Annotated in this window: 13 protein-coding genes; 11 read left to right on the top strand and 2 right to left on the bottom strand. The window is 48.2% G+C overall.

Annotated elements, in window-relative coordinates; genetic code table 11:
* Positions 1 to 10: 10 nt before the first annotated feature.
* Positions 11 to 832, top strand: a complete 822-nt coding sequence (locus BN1938_RS21595; RefSeq protein ID WP_050642460.1) for a DUF6612 family protein — start codon at positions 11 to 13, stop codon at positions 830 to 832.
* Between the two features lie 223 nt (positions 833 to 1,055).
* Here BN1938_RS21595 and BN1938_RS21590 read toward each other — a convergent pair whose 3' ends face one another.
* Complete coding sequence (locus BN1938_RS21590; RefSeq protein WP_050642459.1) at positions 1,056 to 2,789, bottom strand: Rqc2 family fibronectin-binding protein; 1,734 nt, start codon at positions 2,787 to 2,789, stop codon at positions 1,056 to 1,058.
* A gap of 1,340 nt (positions 2,790 to 4,129) precedes the next feature.
* Between BN1938_RS21590 and BN1938_RS21580 the strand changes: the two genes are divergently transcribed.
* The 6 genes from BN1938_RS21580 (at position 4,130) to BN1938_RS21555 (ending at position 8,398) form a co-directional block, all read left to right on the top strand.
* On the top strand, positions 4,130 to 5,008 hold the full coding sequence (locus BN1938_RS21580; protein ID WP_050642458.1) for a YicC/YloC family endoribonuclease: 879 nt from the start codon (positions 4,130 to 4,132) through the stop codon (positions 5,006 to 5,008).
* Between the two features lie 12 nt (positions 5,009 to 5,020).
* The gene (gene gmk, locus BN1938_RS21575) at positions 5,021 to 5,659 is read left to right on the top strand and encodes a guanylate kinase (RefSeq protein ID WP_050642457.1); all 639 of its coding nucleotides are present in this window, start codon (positions 5,021 to 5,023) and stop codon (positions 5,657 to 5,659) included.
* Between the two features lie 3 nt (positions 5,660 to 5,662).
* Positions 5,663 to 5,908 (top strand): DNA-directed RNA polymerase subunit omega, encoded by a 246-nt coding sequence (rpoZ, locus tag BN1938_RS21570; protein WP_050642456.1) that lies wholly within the window; start codon positions 5,663 to 5,665, stop codon positions 5,906 to 5,908.
* Between the two features lie 93 nt (positions 5,909 to 6,001).
* On the top strand, positions 6,002 to 7,324 hold the full coding sequence (rimO, locus tag BN1938_RS21565; RefSeq protein WP_050642455.1) for a 30S ribosomal protein S12 methylthiotransferase RimO: 1,323 nt from the start codon (positions 6,002 to 6,004) through the stop codon (positions 7,322 to 7,324).
* Entirely contained in the window at positions 7,324 to 7,866 is a 543-nt protein-coding gene (pgsA, locus tag BN1938_RS21560) for a CDP-diacylglycerol--glycerol-3-phosphate 3-phosphatidyltransferase (protein ID WP_050642454.1), read from the top strand. Before rimO ends, pgsA begins: the two co-directional genes overlap by 1 nt.
* Position 7,867: 1 nt before the next feature.
* A complete protein-coding gene (locus BN1938_RS21555) occupies positions 7,868 to 8,398 on the top strand; it encodes a CinA family protein (protein WP_050642453.1) in 531 nt (176 codons plus the stop codon).
* Between the two features lie 99 nt (positions 8,399 to 8,497).
* Here the strand turns inward: BN1938_RS21555 and BN1938_RS21550 are convergent, their stop codons facing one another.
* Complete coding sequence (locus BN1938_RS21550) at positions 8,498 to 9,304, bottom strand: class I SAM-dependent methyltransferase (protein ID WP_050642452.1); 807 nt, start codon at positions 9,302 to 9,304, stop codon at positions 8,498 to 8,500.
* A 217-nt stretch (positions 9,305 to 9,521) separates the two neighbouring features.
* On the opposite strand from BN1938_RS21550, the gene BN1938_RS21545 reads away from it, so the two are divergent.
* Genes BN1938_RS21545 through BN1938_RS21530 form a run of 4 tightly spaced genes read left to right on the top strand, consistent with a single transcriptional unit; the run spans position 9,522 to position 15,488 of the window.
* Positions 9,522 to 11,498, top strand: a complete 1,977-nt coding sequence (locus BN1938_RS21545) for an ICP22 family protein (RefSeq protein WP_187376335.1) — start codon at positions 9,522 to 9,524, stop codon at positions 11,496 to 11,498.
* A gap of 37 nt (positions 11,499 to 11,535) precedes the next feature.
* Complete coding sequence (locus BN1938_RS21540; RefSeq protein ID WP_050642451.1) at positions 11,536 to 13,623, top strand: permuted SH3 domain-containing protein; 2,088 nt, start codon at positions 11,536 to 11,538, stop codon at positions 13,621 to 13,623.
* Positions 13,624 to 13,638: 15 nt separating this feature from the next.
* Positions 13,639 to 14,310 carry an ABC transporter ATP-binding protein gene (locus BN1938_RS21535; RefSeq protein WP_050642450.1) on the top strand — a complete coding sequence of 224 codons (672 nt, stop codon included), beginning with the start codon at positions 13,639 to 13,641 and terminating at the stop codon, positions 14,308 to 14,310.
* The gene (locus BN1938_RS21530; protein WP_050642449.1) at positions 14,307 to 15,488 is read left to right on the top strand and encodes an ABC transporter permease; all 1,182 of its coding nucleotides are present in this window, start codon (positions 14,307 to 14,309) and stop codon (positions 15,486 to 15,488) included. The genes BN1938_RS21535 and BN1938_RS21530 overlap by 4 nt, the downstream gene beginning before the upstream one ends.
* Positions 15,489 to 15,704 lie beyond the last annotated feature (216 nt).

The raw sequence follows: 15,704 nt of genomic DNA, 5'->3' as shown, positions 1-15,704 counted from the left end.
AAGGTAATTCATGAATAAAAGGATAAAATACACGGTATCCGCACTGGCAATGCTGGCAGTTTGTATTGGCACGGTGACCGGATGCAGCGGGAAACTGACGCCGAAAAAGATGATGTCAGCAGTCACAGAAAACCTTGCGGAAGTAAAATCAGTCTCCAATTCATTGGAGATGGACATTGAGCTGGAAGATGTGCTTGATTTAACAAAAATCTCAATGGACATGGAGATGGAGAATACAACAAAGCCGAAAGCCGGACATGCGAAAGGGTCGGCGGAAGTGAATTTCAGCGGCACGCAGGTAGCAAGCGATATGGAGATCTATCAGGTGACGGAAGGGGATGAATTTGTCACATACAGCAGTATGTATGGGCAGTGGAGCAGGGAAGCGGCGGCTGGTTCCCAAAAGAGCACATTTAACGGAAATCTGTTCCAGGAGGCCGGAGATTCCATCGAATCCTTTCATATAGCTAAGGAAACGATTCAGGTGGAAGAGAAAGAATGTTATGAGATGTATGGAGATATCAGCGGTGAAGAGCTCTTAAAGTTTATGGGCCTGGACATGATGAGAGCCTTTGGCTTGGTAGAACTCCCCGAAGAAGATGCAATCTCAGGACTTTCGGTTCCAATTACGATCGATATATATAAAGAAGAAATGCTCCCTGCACGGATTATCGTAGACATGACGGACGTTATGAATGATCTGTATGATAAATATAATAAAAGCACAAATGTAAATGACTTCACAATCAAGCTTTCGTATACGGGATTCAATCAGGTGGAAAAGATCGAAGTGCCTCAGGAAGTACAGCAGGTGTGCAGCCAGGCAGGATAGATAGTCTGAATATGTGTCAGATACAGAAGATTTTTGATTATTAAGAATACAAAATAAAAAAAGAATAAGCCCTGACTGGGTGGAAGGCTGACGGTGATCCGCGTCAGTTTTCCGTTCGGTCAGGGCAGTTTTGCCTTACCGGATCGTGTGCGATTGAGATATTTCATACACGCCCCATTATCTGAACCAAAGAACATATGCCTGCTTCTCAGGGGCGTACTGCCTAAAGCTCCTGAATTTGGGAGATATCGCTGTCAATGATCAGTGAGTAGTTGGTATAATAGACTACAAATCCTGGCTTGGCACCCTTGGGCTTCTTCACATGCTTTTTTTCAACATAGTCAATTTCTACCTTTTCTCCACCCCGTGCCTTCGAGTAATAAGCAGCGAGCCTACCGGCCTCCTCAAAGGTTCTGTCGGGAAGTTCCGCGCCGTTTGACTTAACTATGACATGGGACCCAGGGGCATCTTTGACGTGGAACCACCAGTCATTGCCCACAGCAAAGCCGAAAGTGAGTTCATCATTCTGAAAATTATTTTTCCCCACATACATATGGAATCCGTCGCTGGAAAGATAATGCAGCGGCGCATTTTTAATCTTGACCTTCTTTTTTGTAAACTTCCTGCGCATATAGCCGGAACCGATCAGTTCTTCCTTAATCTCCGCAAGATCTTCCTCCGTACGGGCAATATCCAGGGCTGTGCTTACAGAATCCAAATAAGCGATATCGTCCTGTGTCTCCTGGACGAACTTGGAGAGCGCCTCAAAAGTCCTTTTCTGCTTATTATATTTATCAAAATAGCGCTGGGCATTCTCCTGGGGTGTTTTTGCAGCATCCAGAGGAATGGTGACCATCTCATTGGTATAGTAGTTCAGCGCTTCAAGCTGCCGGGCCCCTTCCTCCAGATTGTATCCATAAGTATGAATCAGCTCCCCGTAAACCCTGTACTTTTCGCGGTTCTTTGTATCGTCCAGCTGCCGGAGCTGCAGATCGCACTTTTTACGGCTGCGATCCAGGGCCGTCTGTACAATATGCCGCAGATCGGCTGATTTCTGCCGGATGCGGGTCAGAGTATTTTTAGAAGAATAATAGGTCTCCAGCACCTGGGACATAGAAGTGAAATCTTTCCGGGTATATGCTCCAAAATGGGCCATAGGCAGAGCAGAGAACTCTTTCGGTTCCTGGCCGTCGTAATAGATAGCAGGAGTAAAGCAGCCTTCCTTTACATAAGAAAAGTAAATAGAAAACTGCTCATATAATTTCCGCAGGGTCTCTCCGCTTTGGTCATCCAAAGAGGCAGAAGAGTCCATACCGGATAAATAGCAGATCTCTGTGGCGGCCGCCGGGCTGACCCCTGTAAAGGCGGTATAAATAGCTTTTGCCAGGGGCAGGGGCTTCGCCGTAATCTTTTCGATAAAAGCAGATTCAACCGTGGACAAAGGATCCGACTTGTCCATGGTATCCGGGACAAAATATTCCCTCCCCGGAAGCACTTCGCGCACCGAACTCATCTGTGCAGAGACATGTTTGATACTGTCGATGATCATGCCCTCATTGTTACAGAAGATAATATTACTGTGTTTTCCCATAATCTCTACGACGAGATCTTTTCTGCAAAGATCACCCAGTTCATCCAGATGTTCAATCGTAAAGTGAATAATACGCTCCAGCTTTGGCTGGTAAATATCAACGATCCGCCCATTACTGATATGCTTTCTCAGGAGCATACAGAAATTCGGAGCGGTCATAGGACTGGGTTTGGTGGACTCCGTCAGATATATGAGGGGAAGGGAGGCGCTAGCAGATATACACAACCTTTTCTGTCCTGACGGTGTCTTAATAGTGAGAAGCAGTTCGTCCGTCTCGGGCTGGGCAATTTTGGCGATCCTTCCATTGAGCAGCTGTTCTTTCAATTCGTGGACCAGAGAGGCCACGGTAATTCCATCAAATGCCATGGTGTATTCCTTTCTTCAGATGTAGTGTCATCCTGAAACAATATTTTAATATTGTACCATAAACAAGAAGTTCTTGAAACCCCCATCGGGATTTAGCGACGAGCTTTAGTTTCGGCGCGGATGGGGGACGCTCCATAAAGGGAAAGCCGAAAACCTCCCGGAGAACATCCATGTCCTTTCAAAAACGCGGCCGCGGACCTAAGAAATTCTAGGCGTGAAACAGCCCTGAAAATGGAGCACCACTGACACATCACGAGAAATCCGATGATTTCTCGCGCTGGGTCAGTTGATTTTTGGATTCGGAATCCAAAAATCTCTCCATTTTCAGGGCTGTTTCCCACCAAGAATTTCTAAGGTCCGCTTTGAGCGTTTTTGAAAGGACATGGNAAAACCTCCCGGAGAACATCCATGTCCTTTCAAAAACGCGGCCGCGGACCTAAGAAATTCTAGGCGGGAAACAGCCCTGAAAATGGAGCACCACTGACACATCACGAGAAATCCGATGATTTCTCGCGCTGGGTCAGTTGATTTTTGGATTCGGAATCCAAAAATCTCTCCATTTTCAGGGCTGTTTCCCACCAAGAATTTCTAAGGTCCGCTTTGAGCGTTTTTGAAAGGACATGGATGTTCTCCGGGAGGTTTTCGGCGATCCCTTCATGGAGCTGGTTCATCCGGCCGGCAGGAAAAGGACACGTTCCTAAGGTGGGGCCTCAAACGAGGGCAGCGTATGGATATAGAATTGGCGGGACTTTTTTGTCCCCAGTAGGTGTACATAAGCAAGGGGATACGGCTTACAGTTAATATACACCTTGAAGATGAAAAGATACGCATAGCCAATCCACATCCGTTGCCCTGGCCGAGGATCCCACCCGGTTGGCGAGCTTTCCTGCCGATTGGATGAGCCAGCTTTATGACAGGGAGGCCGGGAAGGTGCTGGGGCTGTATATGCCGTTGCGAAATGCTGGAGTGCGCTTAGTGATTCTTGAACAGCCGATGCCGGATAGGCGGGGAACAACTTGATCTCCAAATCAAGTTGTTGCTGAACCCAGCGCGGGAAATCATCAGATTTCCCGTGATGTGTTCAGCGTACCCGCCTATCCGGCATCGGGTGTTCTAGAAACACTTAGCAGCACGGGTGCATATCGCAACGGCATATACAGCCCCAGTGCCTTCCCGGTCTCCCTGTCATGAAGCGTCCCCGTCCATCGACCAGGCTAAAGCTAGCCGACTAACTCCCGAATTTATTTTGCAGAGAGGTTGACCGCAGAGCCCCAAGAGAGGTATAATGTTTCATAATGTGTATGAAACAAACTATTACTGTACAAGAAGGAAGAATAACCATGATAAAGAGCATGACTGGTTTTGGCAGGTGTGAGGTACAAAAAGAGTCCAGAAAGTTTACGGTAGAGCTTAAAGGCGTGAACCACCGTTATCTGGATGTGAACATCAGAATGCCGAAAAAACTTAACTTTTTTGAAACATCCATACGGACTCTGTTAAAGAAGTATGCAAACAGGGGCAAGATTGATATATTCATTACCTATGAAGATACGTCTGAGAATCAGGTTTCCCTCAAATATAATGCCTCCCTGGCGGCAGAGTATCTGAAATATCTGAAACAGATGGAGGAGGAATTCGGCCTGGAGAATGATGTTCGTGTGTCCACATTGTCGCGCTATCCGGAAGTGATTACGATGGAAGAGCAGTGTGAGGACGAGGAAGAACTCTGGAACGGGCTGGAAGAAGCGCTGAAAGGGGCATTCTTACAGTTTGTAGAGACCCGGACCAATGAGGGGGAGAACCTTAGAAACGATATACTGGAAAAGCTGGAAGGCATGGAGAAGCTGGTCGCTTATATTGAAGAGCGTTCTCCGGAGATTATTGCAGAATACCGGACCAAGCTGGAGACAAAGGTTCGCGAGCTTCTGGCGGATACGCAGATTGAAGAAAGCCGTATTGCTGCGGAAGTGGTTCTTTTTGCTGATAAGATCTGTACGGATGAAGAGGTAGTACGCCTAAAAAGCCATATCGGACACATGAGGGATACCTTGGGGGAAAAGGAAGGAATCGGCAGAAAGCTGGACTTCATAGCCCAGGAGATGAACCGTGAGGCGAATACAATTTTGTCCAAGGCCAATGATCTGGAGGTTTCCAATTGTGCGATCGGTCTGAAGACGGAGATTGAAAAGGTCCGCGAGCAGATACAGAATATTGAGTAAAGGATGTCAGTTATGAACAGAAAAGGAATTCTGATAGTAGTATCCGGTTTTTCAGGAGCAGGCAAGGGAACTTTGATGAAAGCGCTGCTGGCGCGTTATGAAGAATACTATGCACTTTCGATCTCGGCAACCACACGCCGGCCGAGGACGGGGGAAGCAGACGGAAGAGAATATTTTTTCAAAACAAAAGAAGAATTTGAAAAAATGATTGCGAAAGGTGAGCTGATAGAGTATGCTAGGTATGTGGAAAATTATTATGGAACACCGCGTGCTTATGTTGAAAAGCAGCTCAATACAGGCAGGGACGTGATTCTGGAGATAGAGATCCAGGGTGCCCTGAAAGTAAAGAAGGCATTTCCCGAGACCCTGCTTTTGTTTGTGACACCTCCAACGGCGGCCGAGCTGAAGAACCGGCTTGTGGGACGGGGTACGGAGACGATGGAGGTTATCGAATCCAGAATGAAGCGCGCAGTAGAGGAAGCGGAGGGCATGGACAGATATGATTATCTGATTGTCAACGATGAACTGGAAGCCTGTGTGGAAGAGATGCATGGGATCATTCAGGCGGAGCATCGGAGAAGTTTTCGAAATACAGAATTTATGAAAAAAATAAAAGAAGATTTGAACAAGAGTTTGAAAGGAGAATCATAAGATATGCTGCATCCATCTTACACAGATTTAATGAAGGTCGTTAACAAAGACATTGAGGAAGGCGAGACAAAGATTGTAAACAGCCGTTATTCCATCGTACTTGCAACATCGAAGAGGGCAAGACAGCTGATTGACGGGGAACTGCCTCTTGTAAATGCAAGAAGCGAAGAGAAGCCGCTTTCAACCGCAATCGAAGAACTGAACGAAGGAAAGCTGAAGATTATCGCTGAAAATGCAGAAGAAGAATAAGAAATAAAAAGGCAGATGCACTAGAGTATCTGCCTTTTATGAATATCTGCCGGACATCAAAAGGCGCCGGCAAAGCAGAATACGGGAGGTTTTATGAAGATACTATTTATTTCTCTGGGGTGTGATAAGAACCTGGTGGATACGGAGGTCATGCTGGGGCTTCTGGCATCCAGGGGATATCAGATGACGGATGATGAGTCAGAGGCGGATATTATCGTGATCAATACATGCTGTTTTATTCACGATGCCAAAGAGGAGAGCATCCAGAACATTCTGGAGATGGCCGAATATAAAAAGGACGGCTCTTTGAAGGCGCTTGTTGTGACGGGGTGTCTGGCAGAACGCTACCGCCAGGAGATACTTGATGAGATCCCTGAGGTAGACGCGGTACTGGGGACTACATCCTATGATAAGATCCTGGAAGCCGTGGACGGAGCTCTCAAAGGGAAGCATTCTGTTACGATGTCTGACATTAACGGGATTCCGGATGTGGAGGCAAAGCGTCTTGTGACAACCGGAGGGCATTTTGCTTATCTGAAGATTGCTGAAGGGTGCGATAAACACTGTACTTATTGTATTATTCCAAAGATTCGGGGGAACTTTCGAAGTGTTCCGATGGAAAAGCTAATAACAGAAGCGCAGTATCTGGCAGACCAGGGTGTGAAGGAATTGATCTTGGTGGCACAGGAGACGACACTTTACGGCATAGATATTTACGGAGAAAAGTCGCTGCATCTTCTGTTAAAAGAGCTGTGCAAAATACAGGGAATCCGCTGGATCCGGATACTTTACTGCTATCCGGAGGAGATTACGGACGAACTGATTCAGGTCATGAAGGAGGAAGAGAAGATATGCCATTACCTGGATCTTCCGATTCAGCACGCCAATGACGACATCCTGAAAAGAATGGGCAGAAGAACCTCCAAGCAGGAATTGACTGACATGATCCAAAAGCTGAGAAGAGAGATTCCAGACATCTGTCTAAGGACGACCCTGATTACCGGTTTCCCCGGGGAAACAGCGGAGCAGCACGAGGAACTTATGGAATTCGTGGATGCGATGGAGTTTGACCGGCTGGGAGTCTTCACATATTCACCGGAGGAAGACACGCCGGCAGCGCTTATGCCGGACCAGATTGACGAAGAGGTAAAAGCAGAGCGGCAGGCTGATCTGATGGAACTTCAGCAGGAGATCGCCTTCGACAATGCGGAAAGTATGATCGGCAGGGAAGTGCTGGTTATGATCGAAGGTAAGGTAGCGGATGAAAATGCCTACGTGGGCAGGACTTACCGGGATGCACCGAATGTGGACGGACTTATTTTTGTGAATACGGAAGAAGAGCTGATGTCCGGAGATTTTGCCAAAGTCAGCGTATCCGGCGCAGTAGAATATGATTTGATAGGAGGTCTTGTGTAATGAATTTACCAAACAAACTTACTATTTTGAGGGTGATCATGGTTCCCTTTTTTGTCCTGTTTATGCTGACGGACATTGGGGGACCAGCTAATAAATGGATTTCCCTCATACTTTTCGTGGTAGCCAGCCTGACGGATCTGCTGGATGGGAAAATTGCAAGAAAATATAATCTGGTTACGAATTTTGGAAAATTCATGGATCCCCTGGCGGACAAGCTTCTTGTCTGCTCCGCCATGATCTGCCTGATTGAGATGAATAAACTGGATGCATGGATCGTAATCGTGATCATCAGCCGGGAATTCATCATCAGCGGATTCCGGCTGGTGGCATCCGACAGCGGGGTCGTTATTGCGGCGAGCTACTGGGGTAAGTTCAAGACCGTATTCCAGATGGCAATGATTATCGTTCTGATCGCAGATCTGGGCGGATTCTTTGACATGCTCGGCACCGTACTGGTGTGGGTTGCTCTGGCGCTTACAATTATTTCCCTGCTGGATTACGTGTTTAAAAATAAACAGGTTCTGACACAGGGAGGAATGTAGGATGTATCCGGAATGGGTATTGCATAAAATGAGTGAAGAGGGCAGGAGCCTGGAAGAGTGCCTTGTGGAAAAGCTGGCGGCAGAAAAGCTGACCATAACCACTGCGGAATCCTGTACCGGCGGTCTGATCGCAGGGACAATTGTCAATGTGGCAGGGGCCTCTGATGTGCTGAACGAGGGATATGTGACTTATTCCAATGAGGCAAAGGAAAGGCTGGTGGGCGTCAGCCACGAGACACTGGAAACTTATGGCGCGGTCAGTGAGCAGACCGCACGGGAGATGGCAGAAGGAGCTGCTAAGGCGGCTCGTGCGGATGTGGCTCTCAGCTCTACCGGAATCGCAGGGCCGGGCGGAGGAGCTGCAGATAAACCGGTGGGTCTGGTCTATGTGGGGTGCTGCGTCTTCGGAAAAACAAAGGTCATGAAATGTCAGTTTTCCGGTGACAGGGCAGAAAACAGGGCACATACTGTGAAAGAAGCGCTTTCCCTTGCGCTGTCACTTCTGCAGGACGAGGGATCAAATAACAATTAACTTACTGTCTAATAAATATTCACAGGCCGCTGTTCTGGAATGCCAATGGATTTATCCGGCAATTCCAGAACAGCGGCCTTTTCCTATGTGTTGATTAATTTATTGGGGCTGCATGCTTTTTAGTTTTAACTCCAGCATAGCTGCGTAATGTTTCACGCAGAATGTTTCGGGTGCAATCTTTTCCAGCAAAGTCCTGTGTTCCGTTTCCCACTCTATAATTTCTTCCGGAGATAAAGATGCCCCGACGCCGCGGCAGGCCTTCATTCTTCCGTTCCAGCTTTCCCTGGTAAAGGGAACCTCAATATCGTATTCCTCATGATAAACTGCTTCAAAGGTTTCATAGACAATATCAGGCACGGCTATCGGATGTTTTCTCTCGCCCGCCCCCGACCACTTGGGACTGTACTTCAGTACCAGCTTTTCACTCGCACCGGCAATCTCATCCTCAAACGGGAGCCATGCCATGTATAACAGCAGAAGTATTCCGTCCTTTTTCAGTATACGGGCCAATTTTGGCATCACTTTCTTATGGTCAAAATACCAAAAACACTGGCAGGCGGTTATGACATCAAATGAATTGTCAGGGAACTCAAGCTCTTCCGTGGCTGCGGCGTAGTATTGGATGTCCTGGTTTAATTCGGCGGACATTCTTTCAGCCTCTGTAACCTGCATATCTGAAATATCCGTTCCTGTCCATTTTGCACCGTACCGATACATATTTCTCGGAAGCACACCGGTCCCCGTACCAATATCTAATACTTTCTGCCCGCTTAAACATAAATTCCGTTCTATGATTTTCTCATAAAAAATCTGTGGATAAATATCCCTGTATCTGGCATAGTCGGCCGATGTCTTACCCCAGTCAAATGCTTTTCCGGAATCTATCTTCTCGTTGCTTATTTCCATATAAACTACCTCCGTTTTCTTCCTGAGAATCCTCGGAAACTCTTTCTGAATGACCTTTTTACATTTAAGTATAATACTGTATTCTTATTATTACTATTGAAAACCTCACATAAATTTCACAGAACACGGCGGATTATTTAAGGTTCAGCTAAAGTAACAACTTTATACTACGAAAGAAGTCAACTATGAAACGGTAATTGAAAGGACAGAGTGTTGTATGAAAAAAAGATATGCAGGTGTTTTACTTGGGATAACAATAACTTTGGGATCGGCTATGCTCAGCGGATGTGCAGAGAAAGAAAATACATCAGATACAGGACAGACAATATACGGACAGGTGAGTGAGATACGGGGAAAAACTATAACTATAGAAGTTGGTACACAAAAAGAAATGGAATTTCCGGATGATACGGAAAAGTCAGACGATACGGTAAAGTCAGACGACATGGAAAAGCCGGATGATATGGAGGCGGGAGAGATGCCTCAGGGCGGCGGGCAGCCTTCTATGCTGGATTTGACCGGCGAGGAGCAGAATATTAAAGTGGCGGCTGACACGGTGATAAAACGTCAGAGTGTGGGCGGCGGAAAACCGGGGGAGATGGGGGAAGCGTCGAAGGGCGGTGCACCTGAAACACAGGAATCCGGTGGAGAACAATCCGCCGACGGAACCGATGGGGCTGTACAGCCGGTAGAGGAAGATGGCAGGGAGAGGCCATTGGAAGAAAAACCAGATGGAGCCCCGGATGGAGAAGCGCCGGAAGAATTCCAGGAGGAGATAACGCTGGATGACATGGAAGAAGGGGATACCATTGCAGTGACTTTAGATGAGGATGGAAGTGCCTCTGAGATTCTTGTGATGTCTACGGACGGTATGGGGCAGCCGGGCGGTGTGGAGAGCTATAGTGCGGCAGAAGAATTTACGGAAGATAGCGAGATAGATGGGGAGAGCATTACATCTACAGGAACGGATGAGAATGCTGCCCATATTTTTGAAGGCGCCTCCGTTGTCATGAAAAACATGACCATTTCAAGGTCGTCAACTGACAGCACAGGCGGGGATAATTCCAGCTTTTATGGTGTAGGCGCGGCAGTGCTGAATACGGACGGGACGGCTTACATCAGCGGAAGCACGATTGAGACAGACGCGGCAGGAGGCGCAGGTATTTTTGCCTATGGAAATGGGACAATATACGCCTCGGATACGAAAATTACTGCAAAACAGGATACCTCAGGAGGAATCCATGCGGCAGGAGGCGGTACCCTGTATGCCTGGGATCTGGAAGTTGATACATCCGGAGAGTCTTCCGCAGCGATACGAAGTGACCGGGGCGGAGGGAGAATGGTCATAGACGGAGGCAGCTATACCTCAAATGGGGTGGGTTCTCCCGCAGTGTACAGTACGGCCGATATTGCAGCCAGCAATGCGGACCTTACGGCCAACGGATCGGAAGCTGTCTGCATTGAAGGACTGAATTCGCTCCGTCTGTATGACTGCAGCCTGACAGGAAATATGAGTGATGCTGAACAAAATGACTGCACCTGGAATGTGATTCTGTACCAGAGTATGTCCGGTGACTCAGAGGTAGGAAACAGTACTTTCGAGATGAAGAACGGAACACTGACAGCCAAAAATGGCGGAATGTTTTACACAACAAATACGGAATCTACGATCACCCTGTCCGGGGTAGATATACAATATGCGGATAACAGCGAATTTTTCCTGCAATGTACAGGAAACAACAATCAGAGAGGCTGGGGGACGGAAGGAGAAAATGGAGCTGACTGTCTGTTTACGGCAGTCAGCCAGAACATGGAAGGCGATGTCATTTGGGACAGTATCAGTAAACTGGACTTTTATATGACAGAGGGAAGTACACTGACCGGTGCGGTTCTGGATGACGAGACTTATGCCAAAGACGGCGGGGATGGCTATTGCAATCTGTACATTGCCGAAGGAGGTACGTGGACGGTGACGAAGGACAGCGTGCTGAGCAGCCTTTCCTGTGCCGGCGCCATTCAGGATTCAGACGGAAAAAGCGTGACCATAAAGGGGAGTGACGGAACTGTGTATGTGAAGGGCGACAGTAATCTGCAGGTAACAGTAGAAGCATATGACGGGAACGGGGATGTATCCGGTGCATCTGTTTTGACAGAATGGTCCGATTATGAGACCGAAAAGCCATCACAGATATAATTGGAAAATATGAGGAGCGGACTGACAGGAGGAAAAGATGGAGAATCAAAATAAAGAGAAAAAGCTGCCGACCTGTATTGAAGGCATTCAAAAATCAGGCAGATTCAAAAGATTAAGAAAGAAAAAAACATTTTGGGCAGGGATATTGTCTGTTGGATTAATAACAGTTATTGTGGCGGGACTTTTATTCCGCAATCAGGCATCAGAAAACAAGGCCGCCGGGATGAGCGTGCAGTCGGCCACAGCATCCACGGGCAGCATCAGTACGACTGTGGTTGGCACGGGAACACTGGCGGAAGGATCAGCCACTGATGTAGCGGTGCCTGTAGGCATTAAAGTAAAAGAAGTGCTGGTAGAGAGCGGCGAAACGGTGAAAGAGGGACAGGAGCTGGCTGCCCTGGATGAGGCATCCATCGCCAGCCAGCTGCTGGAGGTGAAGGAAAGTATCGAAAGCGTAGAAGAAGAGATCAATAATCTGTCTGATGAGGCACAGACCGCCGGTACAACGGAATATCTGGAATCTAAGGTGTTGAACGGGCAGCTTGCGGAATTGAAAGAAGCTCAGGACACGCTGAACACGCTTCTGGAATCAAAAGTCATTACCGCGTCCTGTGCTGGTACAATCAGCAGCATCCATGTTACAGCGGACACAGTGGTCACACAGTCTTCGGGGAACACCGCCGGTTCGGCGTCAGGAACCAGCAGTTCATCGGCTTCGGCATCGGGGAGCAGCTCCTCAGCCGGGACATCGTCGGGGAGTAAAAATATGAACATGTCCGGGACGGCATCCGGCAGCCAGGTGAATATGGTGTATCTTACAGCGGATATTACACAATCTGAGCCTGAAGCTGCTGATCAGGCCGGTACAGATGCTCCTGCGGCAGTCAGCGCAGCAGACGAAGATGAAAGCGGCGCAGCGGATAGCAACGAGGATATAAACAGCCAGGAGGCGATCCGTATTGAGTCCTGCGCTGTAAAGGTGTCAGCTCCTGTCACCGGAGAAAAGCCGCAGACAGAAATTCCGTCAACGGATCAGTATACCGGAACCATTTCATGGAATTGTTCAACGGAAACCTTCCTGGAGAAAACGGTGTATACTGCAACCATAAAGCTGACAGCGAAAGAGGGATATGTTTTTTCGGCGAATATCCTGCCGGAAATACAAGGTGCGGACGTGTCAGGCGAGGTGCTTGCGGATGATGCCGGTAACAGTATTCTAAAAATCAAGGCGGAATTTGCAAAGACCGCAGCGGATAAAGACGCTGCACAATCAGGGTCAGACCAGCCATCAGATAATAACGGGACTGATCAGAACGGAGGCAGCACTTCAGACGATGCCGCAGACGGAGGGAATGCGTTAAGCGGAGGAAGTCCGGCAAGCGGAGGAAGCACGGTAACTGGGGGAGGCGTTACAGCAGGAACCGGCCAGAGCACGGCGGCAGCTTCTAATGATTCAGGAAGCTCCGGCGGCAGTTCTTCAGACGGAACTTCATCATCCGATTACAGTGTCTATGAGGCGGCAGCTTTTTCCATAGCAAGTCCTGATGAGGCGGTCGTATCGATCAATGTAGACGAACTGGATATTCTATCTGTTGAAAAGGGACAGACGGCTGTCATTACATTAGATGCGCTGGAAAACCAGGAATTCGAGGGAACGATAACGAAAGTCTCTGCTACGGCCTCCAGCGGGAGCAGCAGCGCTAAATATCCGGTGGAAATCACGATGAAAAAGACGGATGACATGAAGCTTGGTATGAGTGTTTCTGCAACAATTCAGATTGATGAATCTGAGGATGCGGTTCTCATTCCCATAAACGCTCTTCAGGAGAAGGGAAATCGTACTTTTGTCTATACAGGCACGGATGAAGACGGAAATCCGACCGGAGAGACAGGGGTTGAGACAGGTCTTTCCGACGGTAGCCAGGTGGAAATTATCAGCGGCCTCAAAAGCGGTGACATCGTGTATTACCTGAAAGCAGATGGTTCAGACAGCGGCTTTGATATGTCCCAGGATATGATGGGCGGCTTCGGACAGGATGTGCCCGGTGGAGGAATGCCGTCAGGCGGCATGCCGGAGGGAGGCATGCCTGAGGGCGGTCCCGACGGTTTCGATTTTTCAGAATAGCGGAGGGACTAAAATATGATTGTGTTAAATGATGTGTCGAAAGTATACCAAATCGGTGAGTCTGAGGTTTATGCGCTGGACCATGCCAGTATGCGCGTCGGGGAAGGGGAATTTGTCAGTATCATAGGCCCATCCGGGAGCGGGAAATCGACCATGATGAATATTATCGGCTGTCTCGATATGGCAGACAGCGGACAGTATCTGCTGGACGGACAGCCGATCGAGGAGTATACGGAGACAGAGCTGGCAAAAATCAGAAACCGAAAGATCGGATTCATTTTCCAGAGCTTTAACCTGATTGGTAATATGACGGCGGCAGAAAATATAGAACTGCCGCTGATCTATCAGAAGATTCCCAGAGAAGAGCGGAAAGAGCGGGTGGCACAGGCTCTTGAAAAGGTTCGTCTTACGGGCCGCGGCAGACATAAACCTAACGAACTCTCCGGGGGACAGCAGCAGAGAGTTGCCATTGCCAGGGCAATTGCATCCAGACCGTCTCTTTTCCTGGCCGATGAGCCGACCGGCAATCTGGATTCTGCAACCGGAAAAGAGATAATGGAACTGTTTCATGACCTGCACAGGCAGGGCAGTACCATTGTCCTGATCACGCATGACGATTCCATAGCTAGTCAGGCAGACCGGAGTGTCCATATACTGGATGGGAAGATCAGGGAGGTGGCACGATGACAGTACAGTCAATGAAAATGGCATGGAAGTCCATTTCCTCCAATAAAATGCGCTCCTTTCTGACCATGCTGGGGATTATCATAGGAGTGATTTCTCTGGTCGTACTGGTTTCTCTGGTCAGTGGTACAACGGAATCTGTGAGCAGCCAGATTTCCAGCATGGGCAGTAATCTTCTGACAGTATCGGTAAAGGATGACAAAGGCAATCCCATGAAACTCGCGGATGTTGCGGATCTGGCGGAGGACGAAGAGATCCGGGAAGCGGCGCCGGTGGCGCAGAGCAGTGTTACGGCTTCCAGTACTTATTCAGAAGAAACTGCCAGCATATACGGCACAACAGGGGCGTATGCCGATATACAGGACTTAGAGCTGTATGCGGGCAGATTTCTGAAGAATACGGATGTAGAAAACCATACGAACGTGGCAGTTATCAATGCAGGACTTGCGACGGATGTAATGGGCAGAATGAACGTGGTTGGCGAAACGGTCAGCCTGAACGGCGTGGCCTATGAGATTATCGGCGTGCTCGCCGCCAGAGACAGCGATTCGACCACAATTCAAAACTATGAGGCCTATATTCCGTATACGTCTTTGATCCGTTTGACGGAAGACGTATCATCGAATATCACCTCATTTTGTGTATCCGCCTCCAGAGAAGATACGCTGGATCACGCAGAAGCTGTTCTGACAGAGGCTATGATGGAACGGTTCAGCCAGGATGAGGATGCATTTACAATTGTGAACCAGTCAACAATTATGGAGGCAATGGAAAGTGTGAATAATACACTGGCACTTCTGCTTGGTGGGATTGCTGCAATATCGCTTCTCGTAGGAGGGATTGGCATTATGAATATTATGCTCGTATCGGTAACAGAAAGAACCCGGGAAATCGGGATTCGCAAGGCGATCGGCGCGGACAGGGGGACGATTATGCTGCAGTTTCTCATAGAAGCGCTGATGCTCAGCCTGCTTGGATGCATAATAGGAATCCTGCTGTCATGGGGCATATTGCAGATTATTTCTGCGGCAGGAGACAGTGATACGGTATATAGGCTGTCAGTCAGTGTGGTGTGGATAGCTATTGCGTTTTCCATGGGGATCGGGGTGATATTCGGAATTTATCCGGCAAATAAAGCGGCAAAGAAACGGCCGATTGATGCTTTAAGGTATACCGGTTAGACAGATAAAAGAGAACTTCAGGGGTTACTGTGCAGACCGTGCCGTGCACCACGCTGCACGGCATCGGAGCCGATGAAGTGATGATCTTGGGTACCTGCCGCAGAAGAAGGAAGCTCTTCGTCCTCTTTGATTATATATGAGGGCGTAGAGCTTCATTTGATTACTGATGCAGAGCAAATGTTGTCTGAAAAATGCGTCCATCTTCCGCTAAACTTG

The sequence above is a fragment of the Eubacterium sp. SB2 genome (assembly GCF_001244405.1).
GTDB lineage: Bacteria > Bacillota > Clostridia > Lachnospirales > Lachnospiraceae > Faecalicatena > Faecalicatena contortus_B.
The sequence above is the reverse complement of the archived record's forward strand: the minus strand, read 5'-3'. Positions and strand labels throughout refer to the sequence as shown.

Coding starts and splice junctions, on each gene's coding strand:
- BN1938_RS21595 (WP_050642460.1), top strand. CDS start 11: ATGAATAAAAGGATAAAATACACGGTATCCGCACTGGCAATGCTGGCA.
- BN1938_RS21590 (WP_050642459.1), bottom strand. CDS start 2,789: ATGGCATTTGATGGAATTACCGTGGCCTCTCTGGTCCACGAATTGAAA.
- BN1938_RS21580 (WP_050642458.1), top strand. CDS start 4,130: ATGATAAAGAGCATGACTGGTTTTGGCAGGTGTGAGGTACAAAAAGAG.
- gmk (WP_050642457.1), top strand. CDS start 5,021: ATGAACAGAAAAGGAATTCTGATAGTAGTATCCGGTTTTTCAGGAGCA.
- rpoZ (WP_050642456.1), top strand. CDS start 5,663: ATGCTGCATCCATCTTACACAGATTTAATGAAGGTCGTTAACAAAGAC.
- rimO (WP_050642455.1), top strand. CDS start 6,002: ATGAAGATACTATTTATTTCTCTGGGGTGTGATAAGAACCTGGTGGAT.
- pgsA (WP_050642454.1), top strand. CDS start 7,324: ATGAATTTACCAAACAAACTTACTATTTTGAGGGTGATCATGGTTCCC.
- BN1938_RS21555 (WP_050642453.1), top strand. CDS start 7,868: ATGTATCCGGAATGGGTATTGCATAAAATGAGTGAAGAGGGCAGGAGC.
- BN1938_RS21550 (WP_050642452.1), bottom strand. CDS start 9,304: ATGGAAATAAGCAACGAGAAGATAGATTCCGGAAAAGCATTTGACTGG.
- BN1938_RS21545 (WP_187376335.1), top strand. CDS start 9,522: ATGAAAAAAAGATATGCAGGTGTTTTACTTGGGATAACAATAACTTTG.
- BN1938_RS21540 (WP_050642451.1), top strand. CDS start 11,536: ATGGAGAATCAAAATAAAGAGAAAAAGCTGCCGACCTGTATTGAAGGC.
- BN1938_RS21535 (WP_050642450.1), top strand. CDS start 13,639: ATGATTGTGTTAAATGATGTGTCGAAAGTATACCAAATCGGTGAGTCT.
- BN1938_RS21530 (WP_050642449.1), top strand. CDS start 14,307: ATGACAGTACAGTCAATGAAAATGGCATGGAAGTCCATTTCCTCCAAT.